Origin of the sequence: Alteromonas salexigens (assembly GCF_025628895.1) — a bacterium.
Lineage (GTDB): Bacteria > Pseudomonadota > Gammaproteobacteria > Enterobacterales > Alteromonadaceae > Alteromonas > Alteromonas salexigens.
Window position 1 is genome coordinate 216,333 of the sequence record NZ_JAOTJC010000008.1, and the last position, 15,890, is coordinate 232,222.

The 15,890-nt window shown below is 52.6% G+C and carries 15 protein-coding genes; all 15 read left to right on the forward strand.

All coding sequences use genetic code 11. The features are described 5' to 3' along the window. The first annotated feature begins 12 nt into the window (after window positions 1–12). The 15 genes from flhF (at window position 13) to OCL06_RS10585 (ending at window position 15,799) form a co-directional block, all read left to right on the forward strand. Window positions 13–1,419, forward strand: a complete 1,407-nt coding sequence (gene flhF / locus OCL06_RS10515; protein WP_262994288.1) for a flagellar biosynthesis GTPase FlhF — start codon at window positions 13–15, stop codon at window positions 1,417–1,419. Further along, window positions 1,416–2,282, forward strand: a complete 867-nt coding sequence (locus tag OCL06_RS10520) for a MinD/ParA family protein (RefSeq protein ID WP_262994290.1) — start codon at window positions 1,416–1,418, stop codon at window positions 2,280–2,282. Before flhF ends, OCL06_RS10520 begins: the two co-directional genes overlap by 4 nt. Continuing rightward, on the forward strand, window positions 2,279–3,007 hold the full coding sequence (locus tag OCL06_RS10525) for an RNA polymerase sigma factor FliA (protein ID WP_262994293.1): 729 nt from the start codon (window positions 2,279–2,281) through the stop codon (window positions 3,005–3,007). Before OCL06_RS10520 ends, OCL06_RS10525 begins: the two co-directional genes overlap by 4 nt. A gap of 39 nt (window positions 3,008–3,046) precedes the next feature. Beyond that, window positions 3,047–3,430 carry a chemotaxis response regulator CheY gene (cheY, locus tag OCL06_RS10530; RefSeq protein ID WP_262994295.1) on the forward strand — a complete coding sequence of 128 codons (384 nt, stop codon included), beginning with the start codon at window positions 3,047–3,049 and terminating at the stop codon, window positions 3,428–3,430. Window positions 3,431–3,463: 33 nt separating this feature from the next. Then, window positions 3,464–4,210, forward strand: a complete 747-nt coding sequence (locus OCL06_RS10535) for a protein phosphatase CheZ (RefSeq protein WP_262994297.1) — start codon at window positions 3,464–3,466, stop codon at window positions 4,208–4,210. A gap of 12 nt (window positions 4,211–4,222) precedes the next feature. Continuing rightward, on the forward strand, window positions 4,223–6,508 hold the full coding sequence (locus OCL06_RS10540) for a chemotaxis protein CheA (protein WP_262994299.1): 2,286 nt from the start codon (window positions 4,223–4,225) through the stop codon (window positions 6,506–6,508). A gap of 27 nt (window positions 6,509–6,535) precedes the next feature. Beyond that, window positions 6,536–7,669, forward strand: a complete 1,134-nt coding sequence (locus tag OCL06_RS10545; protein WP_262994301.1) for a protein-glutamate methylesterase/protein-glutamine glutaminase — start codon at window positions 6,536–6,538, stop codon at window positions 7,667–7,669. Between the two features lie 39 nt (window positions 7,670–7,708). Next, window positions 7,709–8,473 (forward strand): ParA family protein, encoded by a 765-nt coding sequence (locus tag OCL06_RS10550; RefSeq protein ID WP_262994303.1) that lies wholly within the window; start codon window positions 7,709–7,711, stop codon window positions 8,471–8,473. Between the two features lie 7 nt (window positions 8,474–8,480). Further along, window positions 8,481–9,239 (forward strand): chemotaxis protein CheW, encoded by a 759-nt coding sequence (locus tag OCL06_RS10555; protein ID WP_262994306.1) that lies wholly within the window; start codon window positions 8,481–8,483, stop codon window positions 9,237–9,239. Window positions 9,240–9,255: 16 nt separating this feature from the next. Continuing rightward, window positions 9,256–9,747, forward strand: a complete 492-nt coding sequence (locus tag OCL06_RS10560) for a chemotaxis protein CheW (protein ID WP_262994308.1) — start codon at window positions 9,256–9,258, stop codon at window positions 9,745–9,747. 226 nt (window positions 9,748–9,973) lie between these two features. Then, on the forward strand, window positions 9,974–10,396 hold the full coding sequence (locus tag OCL06_RS10565) for a DUF2802 domain-containing protein (protein ID WP_262994310.1): 423 nt from the start codon (window positions 9,974–9,976) through the stop codon (window positions 10,394–10,396). 194 nt (window positions 10,397–10,590) lie between these two features. Beyond that, window positions 10,591–11,529, forward strand: coding sequence for a homoserine O-acetyltransferase MetA (gene metA, locus OCL06_RS10570; RefSeq protein WP_262994313.1), 939 nt, complete (start codon window positions 10,591–10,593; stop codon window positions 11,527–11,529). Between the two features lie 3 nt (window positions 11,530–11,532). Then, the gene (locus OCL06_RS10575; RefSeq protein ID WP_262994315.1) at window positions 11,533–12,582 is read left to right on the forward strand and encodes a homocysteine S-methyltransferase family protein; all 1,050 of its coding nucleotides are present in this window, start codon (window positions 11,533–11,535) and stop codon (window positions 12,580–12,582) included. Window positions 12,583–12,591: 9 nt separating this feature from the next. Further along, on the forward strand, window positions 12,592–15,216 hold the full coding sequence (gene metH / locus OCL06_RS10580; RefSeq protein WP_262994317.1) for a methionine synthase: 2,625 nt from the start codon (window positions 12,592–12,594) through the stop codon (window positions 15,214–15,216). Beyond that, window positions 15,209–15,799, forward strand: coding sequence for a DUF938 domain-containing protein (locus OCL06_RS10585; RefSeq protein WP_262994319.1), 591 nt, complete (start codon window positions 15,209–15,211; stop codon window positions 15,797–15,799). The genes metH and OCL06_RS10585 overlap by 8 nt, the downstream gene beginning before the upstream one ends. Window positions 15,800–15,890 lie beyond the last annotated feature (91 nt).

Genomic DNA, 15,890 nt, shown 5'->3' on the forward strand with positions numbered 1-15,890 from the left:
GTGAGGTTGGGAATGAAAATCAGACGTTTTTTTGGCAAAGACATGCGCGAAGCGCTGAATCAGGTTAAAGCCGAACTGGGCAGCGAAGCCGTAATTATGTCCAACCGCAAGGTTGCTGATGGCATCGAGCTGGTGGCAGCCTATGATAAAGAGCCCGACGCCAAGTTATCGCTGAACAGGCAGCCGGCAGCCGGCAACACGAGCGGCCAGGCAGCTAAACAGCCGCGCAAAGGCACCCCCAGTCTAAGCGAAATCATTGGTGACGACGGTCCTGACTCGTTACGGGCACTGCTGGAAAAGCAACAGCAGGCAAAGGTGCAGGCGCAGGAAAACGTGCAGGCCGCACCCACGCCGCCACCCGCTCCTGGACGTCCGGCGCAGACTCCTTCCGCTCCTGTCAGCCAGGCCCAGGGCGCATCAGACTTTGCCGATATGTTTGCCGATGTCCTGCCGGAAGCACCTCAGGTTAACAATGCGTCCAACCCCGCTAACAGCGATGAGTTACAAAGCATTAAAGAAGAGCTGGCATCGTTGCGTAATGTCCTGCAGTTTCAGGTGGCCGATCTGATGGAAAACCAGCAACGCCGCCAACGCCCGGTACACCATTACCTCACTCAGCGACTCGTTGAAATGGGGATCAGTCAGGGGCTGGCGCAGCAACTTATTCATTACACCCCGGCGCAGAGCAACGAACGGGATGCGTGGCTATATTCCCTGAACCTGCTGGCTAACCGTATTAATGTCAGCGGCAACGATATTCTCACTCAATCCGGAGTAGTGGCTCTGGTAGGCCCCACCGGTACAGGCAAAACCACGACTGTGGCAAAACTGGCTGCCCGTTATGCGCAAAAATACGGCGCCGACCAGGTCGGCCTGATCACTATTGATACCTACCGGATTGCCGCGTTTGAGCAACTGGCTACTTATGGCAAAATCATTGGCTGTACTGTCCGAAAGGCACAGAGCAGCGAAGAACTGGCCGATAATCTGTTCCAGTTGCGCCACAAGCGACTCATCCTCATCGACACGGCAGGTTTCAGTCAGCGTGACAGCCGGTTAATTAAGCAGCTGAGTCAGTTTGATAATGGCCAGATGCAACCAGTGCGTAAATACCTGGTGGCACAGGCGAATACCCAATACCCCGCCTTACAGCGTATTATCAGCGCTTACAGTGAAGTTAATCTGGATGGCTGCATCTTCACCAAGCTGGATGAATGTTACAGCCTCGGAGAGGTCATCAGTGCGGCAGTTGAGTACCAGTTGCCGGTGAGTTATGTCACTGACGGACAACAGGTTCCTGAAGATATTAAGGTAGCTGAAGCGAAATCTCTGGTATCGGCTGCTGCAAAGCTTTATAAAAAGTACGGATTGAATCATACTAGTGGCAATCAAGAAGTTAATGCAGCACGAGCAGTATGATCGAAGATCAAGCGAGTAGCTTACGGAAGATGAATCAGTCACGATTAATCAAAGTCATTGCCGTTACCGGAGGTAAAGGTGGTGTCGGGAAAACAAACATTACCCTGAACACGGCCATAGCCATGGCCAAGCAGGGTAAGCGCGTCATGGTGCTGGATGCCGACCTTGGTCTTGCCAATGTGGACGTGATGCTGGGTCTGCGGGTAGAGAAAAACCTCTCCCACGTCCTGTCGGGGGAATGCACCTTAGACGAGGTGTTGGTCACCGGCCCCCATGGCATTAAAATAGCACCGGCATCCTCTGGCACTCAGTCAATGACAGAGTTATCGCCTACTGAGCATGCCGGGCTTATCCGCGCGTTCAGTGAGCTGCGCTCGCAGATAGACGTATTAATAGTCGATACCGCTGCCGGCATATCAGACATGGTGTTGAGCTTTTCAAAAGCCTCGCAGGACATCATGGTGGTAGTCTGCGACGAACCTACCTCCCTCACGGATGCTTACGCACTGATTAAAATCCTGAACCGCGAACACGGGGTATTCAGATTTAAAATTATTGCTAATATGGTCCGCGATGTCCGGGAAGGGCAGGAGCTGTTCAGTAAGCTGTCTAAAGTCACCGGCCGGTTCCTCGATGTGGCACTGGAATTAGTGGCTACCGTACCCTTCGACGAAAATATCCGTCGCGCTGTACGTAAGCAGACCGCGATTGTCGATGCGTTTCCCTCTTCACCGGCGGCGATGGCCATTACTCAGCTGGCCACTAAAGCCATCTCATGGCCCATACCCAATCAGCCCGGTGGACATCTGGAATTTTTCATCGAACAATTAATCTCTGACAAAGTTGCGGGAAATCAACGTTGAATAGTAAGGCCGCTGCTTATCAACAGCAAACGGACAAGTCACAACTCGTCGAAAGACACGCACCGCTGGTAAAACGTATCGCCCACCACTTGATGGCCCGATTACCGGCGAGTGTTATTGTGGACGACCTTATCCAGTCCGGTATGATCGGGTTGCTGGAAGCGGCACGTAACTTTGATGGCACGAAAGGCGCCAGTTTCGAAACCTTTGCGGGGATCCGCATCCGCGGTGCCATGCTCGATGAAATTCGCAAGGGCGACTGGACACCTCGTTCGGTACACAAAAACGGGCGAGCTATTACCGAAGCCATTTCCCAGGTGGAAGGTGAAACTGGCCGTGATGCCCGGGATGTGGACGTAGCGGCAAAAATGAATGTAAGCCTGCAGGATTACCATCAGATGCTGAATGAAGTCAGTGCTGGTAAAATTGTGGGTATTGAAGACTTGGGCGTTTCCGAAGACGTGATTGCCACCGAACAAAACCGGGGCAATGACACACCGTTGGAAGATTTGATGCAAGGCGCTTTCCAAAAAGCACTTGCTCATGCTATTACTACACTGCCCGAGCGCGAAGCGATAGTATTGTCTCTGTACTACGACGAAGAACTGAACCTGCGAGAAATCGGGGAAGTGCTTGACGTCAGTGAGTCCAGAGTCAGCCAGATACACAGCCAGGCCATGTTAAAACTCAAATCACGAATGAAGTCGTGGCGAGCTGACGAATAACAACACACTATAACGAATACACCCTCACTGGAGGCCATTTTGGACAAAAATATGAAAATTCTCGTGGTTGATGACTTTTCTACCATGAGACGAATCATAAAAAACCTGCTTAAAGATTTGGGGTTCTCCAACATCCAGGAAGCGGACGACGGAAACACCGCATTGCCTATGCTGCAGCAAGGCGATTTTGATTTTGTAGTGACCGACTGGAACATGCCGGGAATGCAGGGTATCGACCTGTTACGTGCGATCCGCGGTGATGACAAACTCAAGCACTTACCGGTGCTGATGGTAACTGCGGAAGCCAAAAAAGAGCAGATCGTTGCCGCGGCGCAAGCCGGTGTTAACGGTTACGTGGTGAAACCCTTTACTGCAGCCACTCTGAAAGAAAAACTCGACAAAATCTTCGAACGTTTAGGTTGATCCAGACGCTCCCCAGCTAAATGAGGTTACTGGATGTCAACGAATGTTAATGTCCCTATTACACTGGACGAGGCCAAACAGCTAGTTGCCTGTCTGGAGGCAGGAGACAACGAATCGGCGAATGCTATTCTGGAAGCTGTTTCGATGAAAGAGTCTATTGAGCTTTTCGCCGAGGTGGGCAAACTTACCCGCCAACTCCACGATTCTCTCAACAACTTCCAACTGGATGAGCGCATTGCCGGACTGGCTAATGAAGACATTCCGGATGCACAGTCAAGACTGACCTATGTGATGGAAGAAACGGAAAAGGCCGCCAATACCACTATGGACGCGGTTGAAGCCAGTATGCCCATTGCTGAGAACCTGGCCGAGCGTATCGACAAGATCATGCCTGAATGGAAAAAGCTCATGAGCCGGGAAATCGAGCTGGGTGAGTTTAAAGCGCTGTGCACTGATCTGGATCGGTTACTGGAAGACGCCTCTGACGAGTCCGCCAAACTTACCGGACTGCTTACCGAAGTTCTTATGGCCCAGGGTTATCAGGACTTAACCGGGCAGGTAATCCGCCGGGTTATCGAGCTGGTGAAAGAAGTGGAAGACAGCCTGGTTAACATGTTAACCATGTTCGGCGAGCCAGAAGCAAAAGTTAGTGCTAAACAATCTGAAAAAGAAACCGATAAGATTGGTGCAGAAGGACCAATAATCGATGCCGAACAACGTGATGACGTAGTTCAGGGCCAGGATGATGTTGATGATCTCCTGTCTAGCCTGGGTTTTTAAGGGAGCCGACGCATGTCGTTTGATGTAGACGAGGATATATTACAGGACTTTCTGGTTGAGGCTGGCGAGATCCTGGAACAATTACAAGAACAACTCGTTGATCTGGAAAACAACCCTGAGGACGCAGATTTACTCAATGCGATTTTTCGGGGCTATCACACGGTCAAAGGGGGCGCAGGTTTTCTGTCGCTCACCGAACTGGTAGAGATATGCCACGGTGCCGAAAACGTCTTTGATGTCATGCGCAATGGCCAGCGCACCCTCACACCTGAGCTAATGGATGTGATTCTACAAGCCACGGATGTGGTAGTAGACATGTTCGAAAAGGTGAAGGCCCGGGAACCTCTGGAAGCGGCCGATGCCACACTGGTGGATGTACTGCATAAGCTCAGTAAACCAGAAACCCCGGACGAAAACATTTTCGGTCCGGCCACCACCACCGGCCATCAAACATCAGCCCCATCTGCCGAAGAGCAGGAATTTGCCATTGAGGAAACGCCCGCACCTGCAGAAGTCGGCGCCATGCATAAAACCTCGGGCGACGGCGGCATAGAAGATATTTCTGAAGATGAATTCGAAGCGCTGTTAGACGAACTTCACGGCGGCGGTGCACCGGGCCGCCCGGCGAAACCTGAAACCGCTGCTGCAAAGTCAGAGTCTATGAATGTCGCGCCTGAGCAAGCCGCTGCGTCTGACTCAGACGATATTACCGATGACGAATTTGAAGCTTTGCTGGATGAATTACACGGCAAAGGCCAGTTTGGGGAAGATACTGTCGCTGCTGCACCGGTTGCGCCTGCCAGTAAGCCGACTCCATCTGCCCAGAGCACTGGAAGCAGTGATGACGAGATAACCGATGACGAGTTTGAAGCCTTACTCGATCAGCTACATGGCAGCGGACAGGGGCCTTCTAAGAAAGAGCCTGCTGCGGCCACCGCGCCACGGGAACCGGAAAAGCCACGGGTTAAAGTAGACTCGCAGGCAACCGATGCCATTAACGAAGCGAAGGCCAAACAGCAGTCAGTTGCCCCGCCTGCAGAGCCGGCTAAGCCAGCAGGCAAACCCGCAGCAGTGGCACCGGCACCGAAAAAAGACGACAAAAAAGCGAGCCCGGCCCCGCCTGCGGCGGAGACCACCGTGCGGGTAGATACCAAACGCCTGGACCAGATTATGAATATGGTTGGCGAGCTGGTATTGGTGCGTAATCGCCTGCTGAGTCTGGGCATCAGTACCAACGACGAAAGCATGACCAAAGCCATTGCCAACCTGGACGTAGTGACTGGGGATTTGCAGGGTGCGGTGATGAAAACCCGTATGCAGCCAATTAAAAAGGTATTCGGCCGATTCCCCCGGGTGGTACGGGACTTAGCGCGTTCGCTGAAAAAAGAAATTACCCTTGAACTGGAAGGTGAAGACACCGATCTGGATAAAAATCTGGTAGAGGCATTGGCCGATCCATTGGTGCATCTGGTTCGCAACTCGGTGGATCATGGCATTGAAATGCCGGATGACCGCCAGGCCGCGGGCAAACCGCGCATGGGCACGGTCAAGTTGTCTGCGTCACAGGAAGGCGATCACATTCTGCTTACCATTGAAGATGATGGTAAAGGGATGGACCCGGAAAAGCTCAAAGACATTGCCATTAGCCGTGGCGTGTTGGATGCCGATGCGGCAGCCCGCATGTCAGACGTGGAAGCGTTCAACCTGATATTCGCGCCGGGCTTCTCCACCAAGACGGAAATCAGTGATATTTCCGGTCGGGGTGTGGGCATGGACGTCGTGAAAACCAAAATTAATCAGCTTAACGGTACTGTGAACATCGATTCGCAACTAGGCAAAGGAACCCGCTTAGATATCAAAGTGCCTCTGACACTGGCTATTTTGCCCACGCTGATGATTATTGTTGGCAAGCAAACGTTTGCCTTACCGTTAGGGGCAGTGAGCGAAATCATCAACATGGACATTAAGAAAACCAATACGGTTGATGGCCAGTTGACAATGATCGTACGCTCCAAAGCAATTCCGTTGTTTTTCCTGGGCGAATGGCTGATCCGTGGACCGAAGAATATCGACCGCGAGAAAGGGCATGTCGTAGTGGTACAAATTGGTACCCAGCAAGTGGGCTTCGTAGTCGACGCTCTGATTGGCCAGGAAGAAGTGGTGATAAAGCCTCTCGATGCCCTGTTACAGGGAACGCCTGGTATGGCTGGGGCAACGATTACGTCCGACGGCGGCATTGCATTGATCCTTGATATTCCCAGTCTGTTAAAGCGGTATGCTCGCAAAGCATTGAAGTAGCCTTAACGAAATAGGAAACCTTAATCCATGGCCTTTAAAGTCCTGGTTGTTGACGACTCTACGTTTTATCGTCGACGAGTACGTGAGATTCTGGATGCTGATCGCGAATTAGAAGTAGTAGGCGAGGCCCGGGATGGCCAGGATGCGTTGGAAAAAATTGCCAGCCTGTCACCTGATGTGGTTACCATGGATGTGGAAATGCCGGTAATGGACGGTATTTCCGCCGTCAAAGCCATCATGGACAAACGGCCACTGCCAATCTTAATGTTTTCCTCGCTGACCCACCACGGCGCCCAGGCCACCCTTGATGCGCTGGAAGCGGGTGCACTCGATTTTTTACCTAAGAAGTTCGAGGACATTGCGCAGGACAGAAAGGAAGCGGCTAGCTTATTACGCACCAAGGTGCGTTTACTGGCACGCCGTGGGGTGGGAATACGCCGTCCGGCTATGTCACAGGGCCGCGTTTCCCCAACCTTGCCCTCGAATGCGCCCAAACCTAAGTTTTTCCGTTCATCCAGTGCGTTAACCGGGCGTTCAGATGCTGTGATGCAGCCCACTGTCAGCTCGGTTACCCGCTCGGGTAAGCGTTATCAGTGTCTGGCCATTGGCGCGTCCACCGGCGGGCCCGTGGCCCTGCAAAAGGTATTAAGTACGCTGCCCCCTGACTTTCCTCACCCGATACTGCTGGTGCAGCACATGCCAGGCACCTTTACCAAAGCCTTTGCGCAGCGGCTTGATAACCATTGTGCCATTTCAGTAAAAGAAGCCGAGTCCGGGGATATTCTTAAACCCGGCCACGCATATCTTGCGCCGGGCGGTATGCAAATGCTGGTAGAAACGCAAGGTCGTGAACACCGTCTGCAGATTACAGAAACGCGGGCCGCAGATAAAATCAGTTACAAGCCCAGTGTCGACATCACGTTTGGCTCATTGGCTAAAGTATTTGGCGGAGATGTACTGGGAATTATTCTCACCGGTATGGGCGCGGATGGTCGCGAAGGTAGCCGGCTACTGAAAGATCGTGGTGCCACCATATGGGCACAGGACCAGGAGTCCTGTGTGGTGTATGGCATGCCCCAGGCAGTCACTGCGGCAAATATTTCAGAAAAAAGCATCGGCATTGACTCGATGGGGCAGTGTATACAATCGGAAATGGAGTAGCACGGATATGCACATCCAGGTACGACAGGCAGCAGTGCAGTGAAAATCTGGACGATTGCAAACCAGAAAGGGGGCGTGGGTAAAACCACTACCACCGTCACGCTTGGTGGATTGCTGGCACAGCAAGGCAACCGGGTGTTACTGGTAGATACCGACCCCCATGCCTCGCTGAGCTATTATTTCGGCATCGATTCGGAAGAACTGTCCACGTCTGTGTATGATATTTTCATTAATAACGAACCAGTCACTGCCGATACAGTGTTGGATTGTTTATGTCCCACTAAGCAGGACAGTTTATTTGTGCTGCCCGCCACCATGGCACTGGCCACACTGGACAGACAAATGGGCAGTCAGCAGGGGATGGGGCTGGTATTAAAAAAAGCGCTGTCAAAAGTAGCCGATGAGTTTGATTACGTGCTGCTGGACTGTCCGCCGGTGCTGGGTGTATTAATGGTCAACGCGCTAGCCGCCTGTGACAAAGTCATTGTGCCGACACAGACCGAATATCTGGCACTGAAGGGATTGGACAGAATGATCCACACGTTGGAAATTATGAGCCGTTCGCTGCACAAGTCCTTCGATACTATTATTATCCCCACCATGTTCGACCGGCGAACCAATGCCGCCAATGAAGCACAGCGACGTCTGATGACCGATTATGGCGACAAAGTATGGCAGGGAATGATTCCTGTGGACACCCGGCTGCGGGACGCCAGTCAGGCGCAAGTACCTGCGTCGGTGGTTTTTCCACGTACCCGGGGCGTGATTGCCTACGATCAGTTACTTAAAGAATTGGAGCAGTAGTAAGCCGATGAGCAAGGGCACGCCGTTTGCGCGGGAAGATGTGATGGAGGACTACCTCAATGATCTGCTGCGGGCGCCAGAGGATCCCGCAGACGTGGTCGCGCGCACCGCAAAGTTGCTTGAACAGGCCGCAGTGACGAGTATTCCCGATGTCGTTGCCGATGAAGAACCAGCCGTGGCCGAATCGGTGGAACCTGAATCAGTTACTGAGCCTGCCGCTAACGTTCAGCCTCCCCCGGTTGCGGATGAGGCATCGGATAATACCGCAGCGCAGGCACCGACAGCCAGCCAGCTAGCGTTACGTGATAGCCTTGATGAGCAGTTTCAGGCGCTGTTTTTCGAAGTGGCCGGGCTGACACTGGCGGTACCGCTGACCACGCTTGGCGGCATTCACCGGCTGGAAAAAATTGGCCCGCTGTTTGGAAAACCGAAGTGGTTTAAAGGGGTTATGCTGCACCGTGACGAAAAGCTAAATGTTGTCGATACGGCGCAGTGGGTCATGCCCGAAAAATATGACGAAAAATTAGCGCAGACGCTAAACTATCAATATCTTATTATGCTGGGTGACAGCGCATGGGGGCTAGCCAGCGATAAACTGGTCAATACTGTCACACTTACAAAAACAGAAGTGCAATGGCGGGCGGCCCAGGGTAAGCGTCCCTGGCTGGCTGGCATGGTAAAAGAAAAAATGTGTGCGTTAGTCGACGTACATCAGTTAATATCAATGCTTAACAACGGCTTAGGCAGTAACGACCAGACGCCTTAGCGAGGGAGCCAGGTTCATGAATGACGAAAGATCAAACAATAATGCCGCAGACAAAAACGATGAAGTCCTCCAGTGGGTAACCTATCGCCTGGGTGATGAAACCTATGGCATTAATGTTATGCAGGTACAGGAAGTGCTTCGTCACACCGAGATTGCTCCGGTACCAGGCGCACCCGATTATGTTCTGGGTATCATCAATTTACGCGGTAACGTGGTCACGGTTATTGATACCCGTGCCCGTTTCGGTCTGCCGCCTACCGATATCACTGACAACACCCGCATCGTAATCATAGAGTCTGACGAGCAGGTAGTGGGGATTCTGGTAGACAGCGTGGCGGAAGTGGTTTATCTGAAGTCTTCCGATATTGACAGCGCACCCAACGTAGGTACGGAAGAAAGTGCTAAGTTTATTCAGGGCGTAAGCAACCGGGATGGCGAACTACTGATTCTGGTCGACCTGAACAAGTTACTCAGTGATGAAGAGTGGGATGAAATTAGCAGTATTTAAGACAGTTGATTCGGCCCGGGGAGCCTATCGTGCGCGCCGGGTTGCCCTTGTTGCCAGACGAAATCATGCTGACTGGCGTTAATGTCGGCAGAATGCTGAAATACCCGGAGCTGACTAATTCTCATCAGCCAATACGCCCGGACTATCGTGGCGTTACTATCAGGCAAACGCCCGCAAAATGTCATCATGACACACTGCACCAGCGCCACAGGGATGGGGTAATACTATGTTAGCGTTTTCCACTGAAAATTTAATTATCACTGCGCTGGTTATCGTCCCGTTTGTGGTGCTGTTCATTCTGGTGCTACTCCAGCGCCGACAACTGGCACAGCTGCGCGCGGCCCTTGCTCAGCAGCAGACAGAGTTAAGTCAGCTTACCACTGATATAAAACAGGTGGTAAACCAGCAACACGAAGATCAGGCCCGCACGGTGGTAGTGACTCGCCATATTCAGGGCTTGCAAGAACAGCACACCCAACTTGAAAACCAGCTTCGGGATGTGAAGCTTCAAGACCCATCTATGCGGTTATATCAGCGCGCCGCCGATATGGCCAGGCAGGGCGCCTCGCTGGAAGAAATTATGCAGGCTTGCGACATCCCTCCTGCAGAAGCCGAACTACTTATAAGCATGCACACCAAACATGCCTGAACAGGGTTCAGGTTTCCTTTCTGTAACGTCCCCAGCCCCGGTAAATATTTTCCTTACTTTCTGACCCGAGTACCTGGCCAAATCATTTCCTTCCAAAGTGCTCAAATTGATTTAGACGTCTAGACGTAAAGATGTTGACAAATAAACTGCTTTCGCCACAATGAAGACATCATCTGTTAACGGGGAATTCCACCATGCCCATTCGCATACCTGAACAACTGCCGGCGCAGGATGTTTTGCTGGGAGAGAATATCTTCACGATGGACAGTGACCGGGCAGCCCATCAGGATATTCGTCCACTGGAAGTGGGCATTTTAAATCTGATGCCGAATAAAATAGAAACCGAGGTGCAGATCCTCAGGTTGCTGTCGAATACCCCACTGCAAATCAATGTGGACCTGATCCGCATTGATAACCAGGCTCCTAAAAATACCCCGCAGTCGCATATGGATGCGTTTTATCATGACTTTTCACAGGTGGCGGAGAAGAAGTATGATGGTCTGATAGTGACCGGCGCCCCCCTGGCCCATTTGCAGTACACCAAGGTTAAGTACTGGGATACCATGGTCACCATACTTGAGTGGGCGCAGCGCCACGTGCAATCAACCCTGTACTTATGCTGGGCAGCGCACGCCGCCATGTATCATTTCCACGGTGTGCAGCGAAAGCTTCGGGAAGACAAACTGTCCGGGGTCTACGAGCATCAGGTACTGGATCCCAACAATGAATTGTTGCGGGGCTTTGACCCGGTGTTCTATGCACCCCATTCCCGCTACGGTCATATTCGCAGTGACGTGTACGAATCGGTGCCCGGACTACGGGTGGTGGCAGCGTCGGCGGAAGCAGGGGCGTATGTTATCGCCTCTGAAGACAAACGCAGAGTATTTGTTACCGGTCATCCGGAGTATGATGCGCTCACCTTACATGATGAATATCAACGGGATACAGCTGCCGGCCAGCAACCCGCCGTGCCAGTGAATTATTATCCGAACGACGATCCCAGCCTGCCACCGCTTGTCAGGTGGCGCTCACATGGTAGCCTGCTGGTAACAAACTGGCTGAACTACTATGTATACCAGACTACTCCTTACGATTTAGAACAGCTGGCCAGTAAGGCTCAGCCAACGAGGTAACCCGTGGTAGCAACAACAGAACATCCTTTATACCGCGCCGCTCAGTCACGCATTTTATTGCTGGATGGGGCGATGGGCACCATGATCCAACAGCACAAGCTGCAGGAAGCTGATTACCGGGGCACACGCTTTGCCGACTGGCACTGTGATGTACAGGGTAACAATGACTTACTGGTACTTACTCAGCCCGATCTTATTCACAACATTCATTGCGAATACCTGGCAGCTGGTGCCGACATTATTGAAACCAACACCTTTAACGCCACCAGTATTGCCATGGCTGACTACGACATGTCGTCTTTGTCTGATGAAATTAACCGCGAGGCGGCCAGACTGGCCAAGTCAGCGGCCCGGGAGTATAGCACTCCGGACAGGCCCCGCTTTGTTGCCGGCGTATTAGGGCCAACCAACCGCACCGCCTCTATTTCTCCGGATGTGAACGATCCGGGCAAGCGTAATGTTACCTTTGACGCGCTGGTTGAGGCTTATTCGGCATCTTGTCGTGCGCTTATTGAAGGCGGAAGTGACCTCATTATGCTGGAGACAATTTTTGATACGTTGAATGCCAAGGCAGCGGTGTTCGCGGTCGAGACGGTGTTTGATGAACTGAATCAGCGCTTACCGGTGATGGTGTCTGGCACCATTACGGATGCATCAGGACGCACCTTGTCGGGTCAGACAGCAGAGGCGTTTTATTATTCAATGAGGCATGTTACGCCCATTTCATTCGGCCTTAACTGCGCACTGGGTCCCGACTTGCTGCGTCAGTATGTTGACGAAGTTGCCGCCGTGGCAGAGTGTCTGGTTTCGGCGCATCCCAATGCGGGCCTGCCCAATGAATTCGGCGAGTATGATATGGAAGGGCCTGAAATGGCGACGCACATTGGCGAATGGGCCCGGGCCGGACTGGTCAATATTGTCGGGGGCTGTTGTGGCAGCACACCGGAGCATATCCGTGAAATCGCCAGTGCAGTAGAAGGCGTGCCTCCCCGCCAGGTGCCCAGCTTTGAACCCAGAATGCGGCTGTCGGGTCTGGAACCCTTCGTTCACTAAGAGAGTATTATGTCAGCAGAATTTTCTAGTTTTATTAATATCGGTGAACGCACCAACGTGACCGGATCGGCGGTTTTTAAACGCCTGATCCTGAATGATGACTATGAAAAAGCCCTGGATGTGGCTCGCCAGCAGGTGGAAAACGGCGCGCAGATAATTGATGTGAATATGGATGAGGCCATGCTCGATTCTGTGCAGGCCATGCAAACCTTTCTTAATTTAATTGCCTCAGAGCCCGACATCAGCCGGGTGCCTATCATGATTGACTCGTCAAAATGGGAAGTCATCGAAGCCGGGCTGAAGTGTGTACAGGGCAAGGCCATCGTAAACTCCATCAGTCTGAAAGAAGGTGAAGCCCAGTTTATTGAGCAGGCAACGCTTATCAAGCGCTACGGGGCTGCCGCCGTGGTTATGGCGTTCGATGAATCCGGTCAGGCGGATACCCAGGCCCGTAAAGTGGAAATTTGTCAGCGCAGCTACCGGGTACTGACAGAACAGGTAGGCTTCCCGCCGGAAGACATCATTTTTGACCCCAATATTTTTGCCGTGGCTACCGGTATAGAAGATCACGACAATTATGCCGTCGATTTTATTCAGGCCACCCGGGAGATTCGCCGTACCTGTCCCCATGTGCATGTGTCCGGTGGGCTGTCTAATATTTCATTCTCGTTTCGGGGTAATAACCCGGTACGTGAGGCCATGCACTCGGTTTTCCTGTACCACGCTATCCGCGCGGGCATGGATATGGCCATTGTTAATGCCGGTCAGCTGGAAGTCTACGACGAAATTCCTGAGGTGTTACGCAATGCGGTAGAAGATGTGATCCTTAATCGCCATGCCGAGGCCACCGAGCGCTTGCTCGAACTGGCTCCCCAGTTTCAGGGTGACGGCAAAGCTGCAGCGAAAGAAGATTTAAGCTGGCGCGAACAACCAGTGAATAAGCGACTGGAGCATGCGCTGGTAAAAGGGATCACCGATTACATCATTGATGATACCGAAGAAGCCCGCCAAGCGGCCGAGCGTCCCCTGCACGTCATCGAAGGGCCGTTGATGGACGGCATGAATGTGGTAGGAGACTTGTTTGGTGAAGGCAAAATGTTTCTTCCCCAGGTGGTTAAATCTGCGCGGGTAATGAAAAAGGCCGTGGCCCATCTGCAGCCCTATATAGAGGCGGAGAAAACCGAAGACAGTCAGAGCAACGGTAAGATCCTGCTGGCCACAGTCAAAGGGGACGTGCATGACATTGGTAAAAACATTGTCGGCGTGGTACTGCAATGTAATAACTTTGAGGTGATCGACCTTGGCGTGATGGTGCCCTGCGCCACCATTTTGCAAACCGCGAAAGACGAAAAAGTGGACATGATTGGCCTGTCCGGTCTGATTACGCCGTCGCTGGATGAAATGGTGCACGTCGCCAAAGAGATGCAACGCCAGGAGTTTTCCTTGCCGCTGCTGATAGGTGGCGCCACCACGTCTAAAGCGCACACTGCAGTGAAAATAGAACAGAATTATGATGCGCCGGTGGTGTATGTGCCTAATGCCAGTCGCGCCGTGGGTGTATGTCAGAAATTGCTCGGTAAAGTCTCCCGGGTGGAGTTCGCCGAGGCGCTGAAAAAGGATTACGACAAAGTGCGTGATCAGCACGCCCGTAAACAGCCACGCTCCCGTCCGGTGAGTCTGCAGGATGCCAGGGATAATGGCTTTAAGCCTGACTTTACGACGTTACCGGTAGCACCTAACCAGCCTGGCGTCACCCCGGTTACGGCCTCGCTTGCTACGTTGCGAGACTATATCGACTGGACGCCGTTCTTTCTTACCTGGTCACTAGCCGGTAAGTTTCCCCGCATTCTTGATGATGAGGTGGTCGGGGAGCAGGCGCGCGAGCTGTATGCCGACGCTAATGCCATGCTTGATGACATTATTGCCGGTAACCAGCTGGAAGCAAAAGGCGTGATTGGTCTATTTCCGGCCAACCGGGTGGGTGATGATATTGAAATTTTTCATGACGAACAACGCGACGCGGTGCGGGCCACGGCCCACCACCTGCGGCAGCAGACCCTGAAGTCCGGATACGCAAATTACTGTTTGTCCGACTTTGTGGCATCCAAAGAAACCGGCATTGCTGACTATGTGGGCGCGTTTGCTGTCACCGGTGGGATTGGTGAGGACGAGTTGGCCGCACAGTTTAAAGCGAACGGCGATGATTATAACGCCATCATGGCGCAGGCGTTGGCTGACCGTCTTGCCGAAGCGTTTGCCGAATATTTACATGAACAGGTACGCAAGCACTATTGGGGCTATGCCCCGGATGAAGCGCTGGACAACGATGCGCTGATCCGGGAGAAGTATCAGGGGATCCGTCCTGCACCGGGTTACGCTGCCTGCCCTGAACACACGGAAAAACAAACCATTTGGGATTTGCTGTCGGTGGAAGAGCATACCGGTATGAAGCTCACCGAAAGCTATGCCATGTGGCCCGGCGCGTCAGTTTCTGGCTGGTATTTTGCGCATCCGCAAGCGAAGTACTTTGCCGTAGCGAAAATTCAACGTGATCAGCTTACCGATTACGCGACCCGTAAAAACTGGTCGGTAGAAGAAGCAGAGCGGTGGCTGGGGCCCAATTTACATGACTGATAAGCCATTTAGTCAGGCCTGTGAAAATAACAAGCGGCCAATTCTGGAGATCCTGAGGGAGGCGTTTGCCACATGTACCCGGGTGTTGGAAGTGGGCAGTGGCACAGGGCAGCATGCAGTGTATATGGCTGCGCAGTTGCCACATGTGCAATGGCAGACCAGTGATCAGCCAGCCTATCACGAAGGGATCCGTGCCTGGCAACAGGAACTGGGTACCGATAACTGTCTGCCGCCACGGGCACTGACGATTGGTCAGGACGTCATTCCCGCTGCCGAGTTCGACGGGATCTTTACGGCGAACACTGCGCATATCATGCAAAAACACGAAGCAAAACTGTTAATGCAGCAGGTGAGTGCAGCGCTCCCCGCCGGTGGGGTCTTTTGCCAGTATGGACCGTTTACCCGGCAGGGTGAGTTCAACTCCACCAGTAACCGCGAGTTTCATGCATCGCTCATCGCGCGCGGCTACGGTGGTTACCGCGACCTCGACGAGTTACAACAGTGGGCGCCAGCGCTTACCCTTACGCAGCTGCACACCATGCCCGCCAATAACCTGATGCTGGTGTGGCACAAACACAGTTAACCTATGTTTTCGCAGGAAATTGTCGTGGGTGGGGCCGGGGAAAATCACCAACCAGTTCGATGACAGTGTAATTTGTGTGCAGGTCTGATAT

Bases quoted from the DNA above. Each gene is read 5' to 3' on its own strand.
- flhF (WP_262994288.1), top strand. From the start codon at position 13: ATGAAAATCAGACGTTTTTTTGGCAAAGACATGCGCGAAGCGCTGAAT.
- OCL06_RS10585 (WP_262994319.1), top strand. From the start codon at position 15,209: ATGACTGATAAGCCATTTAGTCAGGCCTGTGAAAATAACAAGCGGCCA.
- metH (WP_262994317.1), top strand. From the start codon at position 12,592: ATGTCAGCAGAATTTTCTAGTTTTATTAATATCGGTGAACGCACCAAC.
- OCL06_RS10555 (WP_262994306.1), top strand. From the start codon at position 8,481: ATGAGCAAGGGCACGCCGTTTGCGCGGGAAGATGTGATGGAGGACTAC.
- OCL06_RS10565 (WP_262994310.1), top strand. From the start codon at position 9,974: ATGTTAGCGTTTTCCACTGAAAATTTAATTATCACTGCGCTGGTTATC.
- OCL06_RS10520 (WP_262994290.1), top strand. From the start codon at position 1,416: ATGATCGAAGATCAAGCGAGTAGCTTACGGAAGATGAATCAGTCACGA.
- OCL06_RS10560 (WP_262994308.1), top strand. From the start codon at position 9,256: ATGAATGACGAAAGATCAAACAATAATGCCGCAGACAAAAACGATGAA.
- metA (WP_262994313.1), top strand. From the start codon at position 10,591: ATGCCCATTCGCATACCTGAACAACTGCCGGCGCAGGATGTTTTGCTG.
- OCL06_RS10545 (WP_262994301.1), top strand. From the start codon at position 6,536: ATGGCCTTTAAAGTCCTGGTTGTTGACGACTCTACGTTTTATCGTCGA.
- OCL06_RS10540 (WP_262994299.1), top strand. From the start codon at position 4,223: ATGTCGTTTGATGTAGACGAGGATATATTACAGGACTTTCTGGTTGAG.
- OCL06_RS10535 (WP_262994297.1), top strand. From the start codon at position 3,464: ATGTCAACGAATGTTAATGTCCCTATTACACTGGACGAGGCCAAACAG.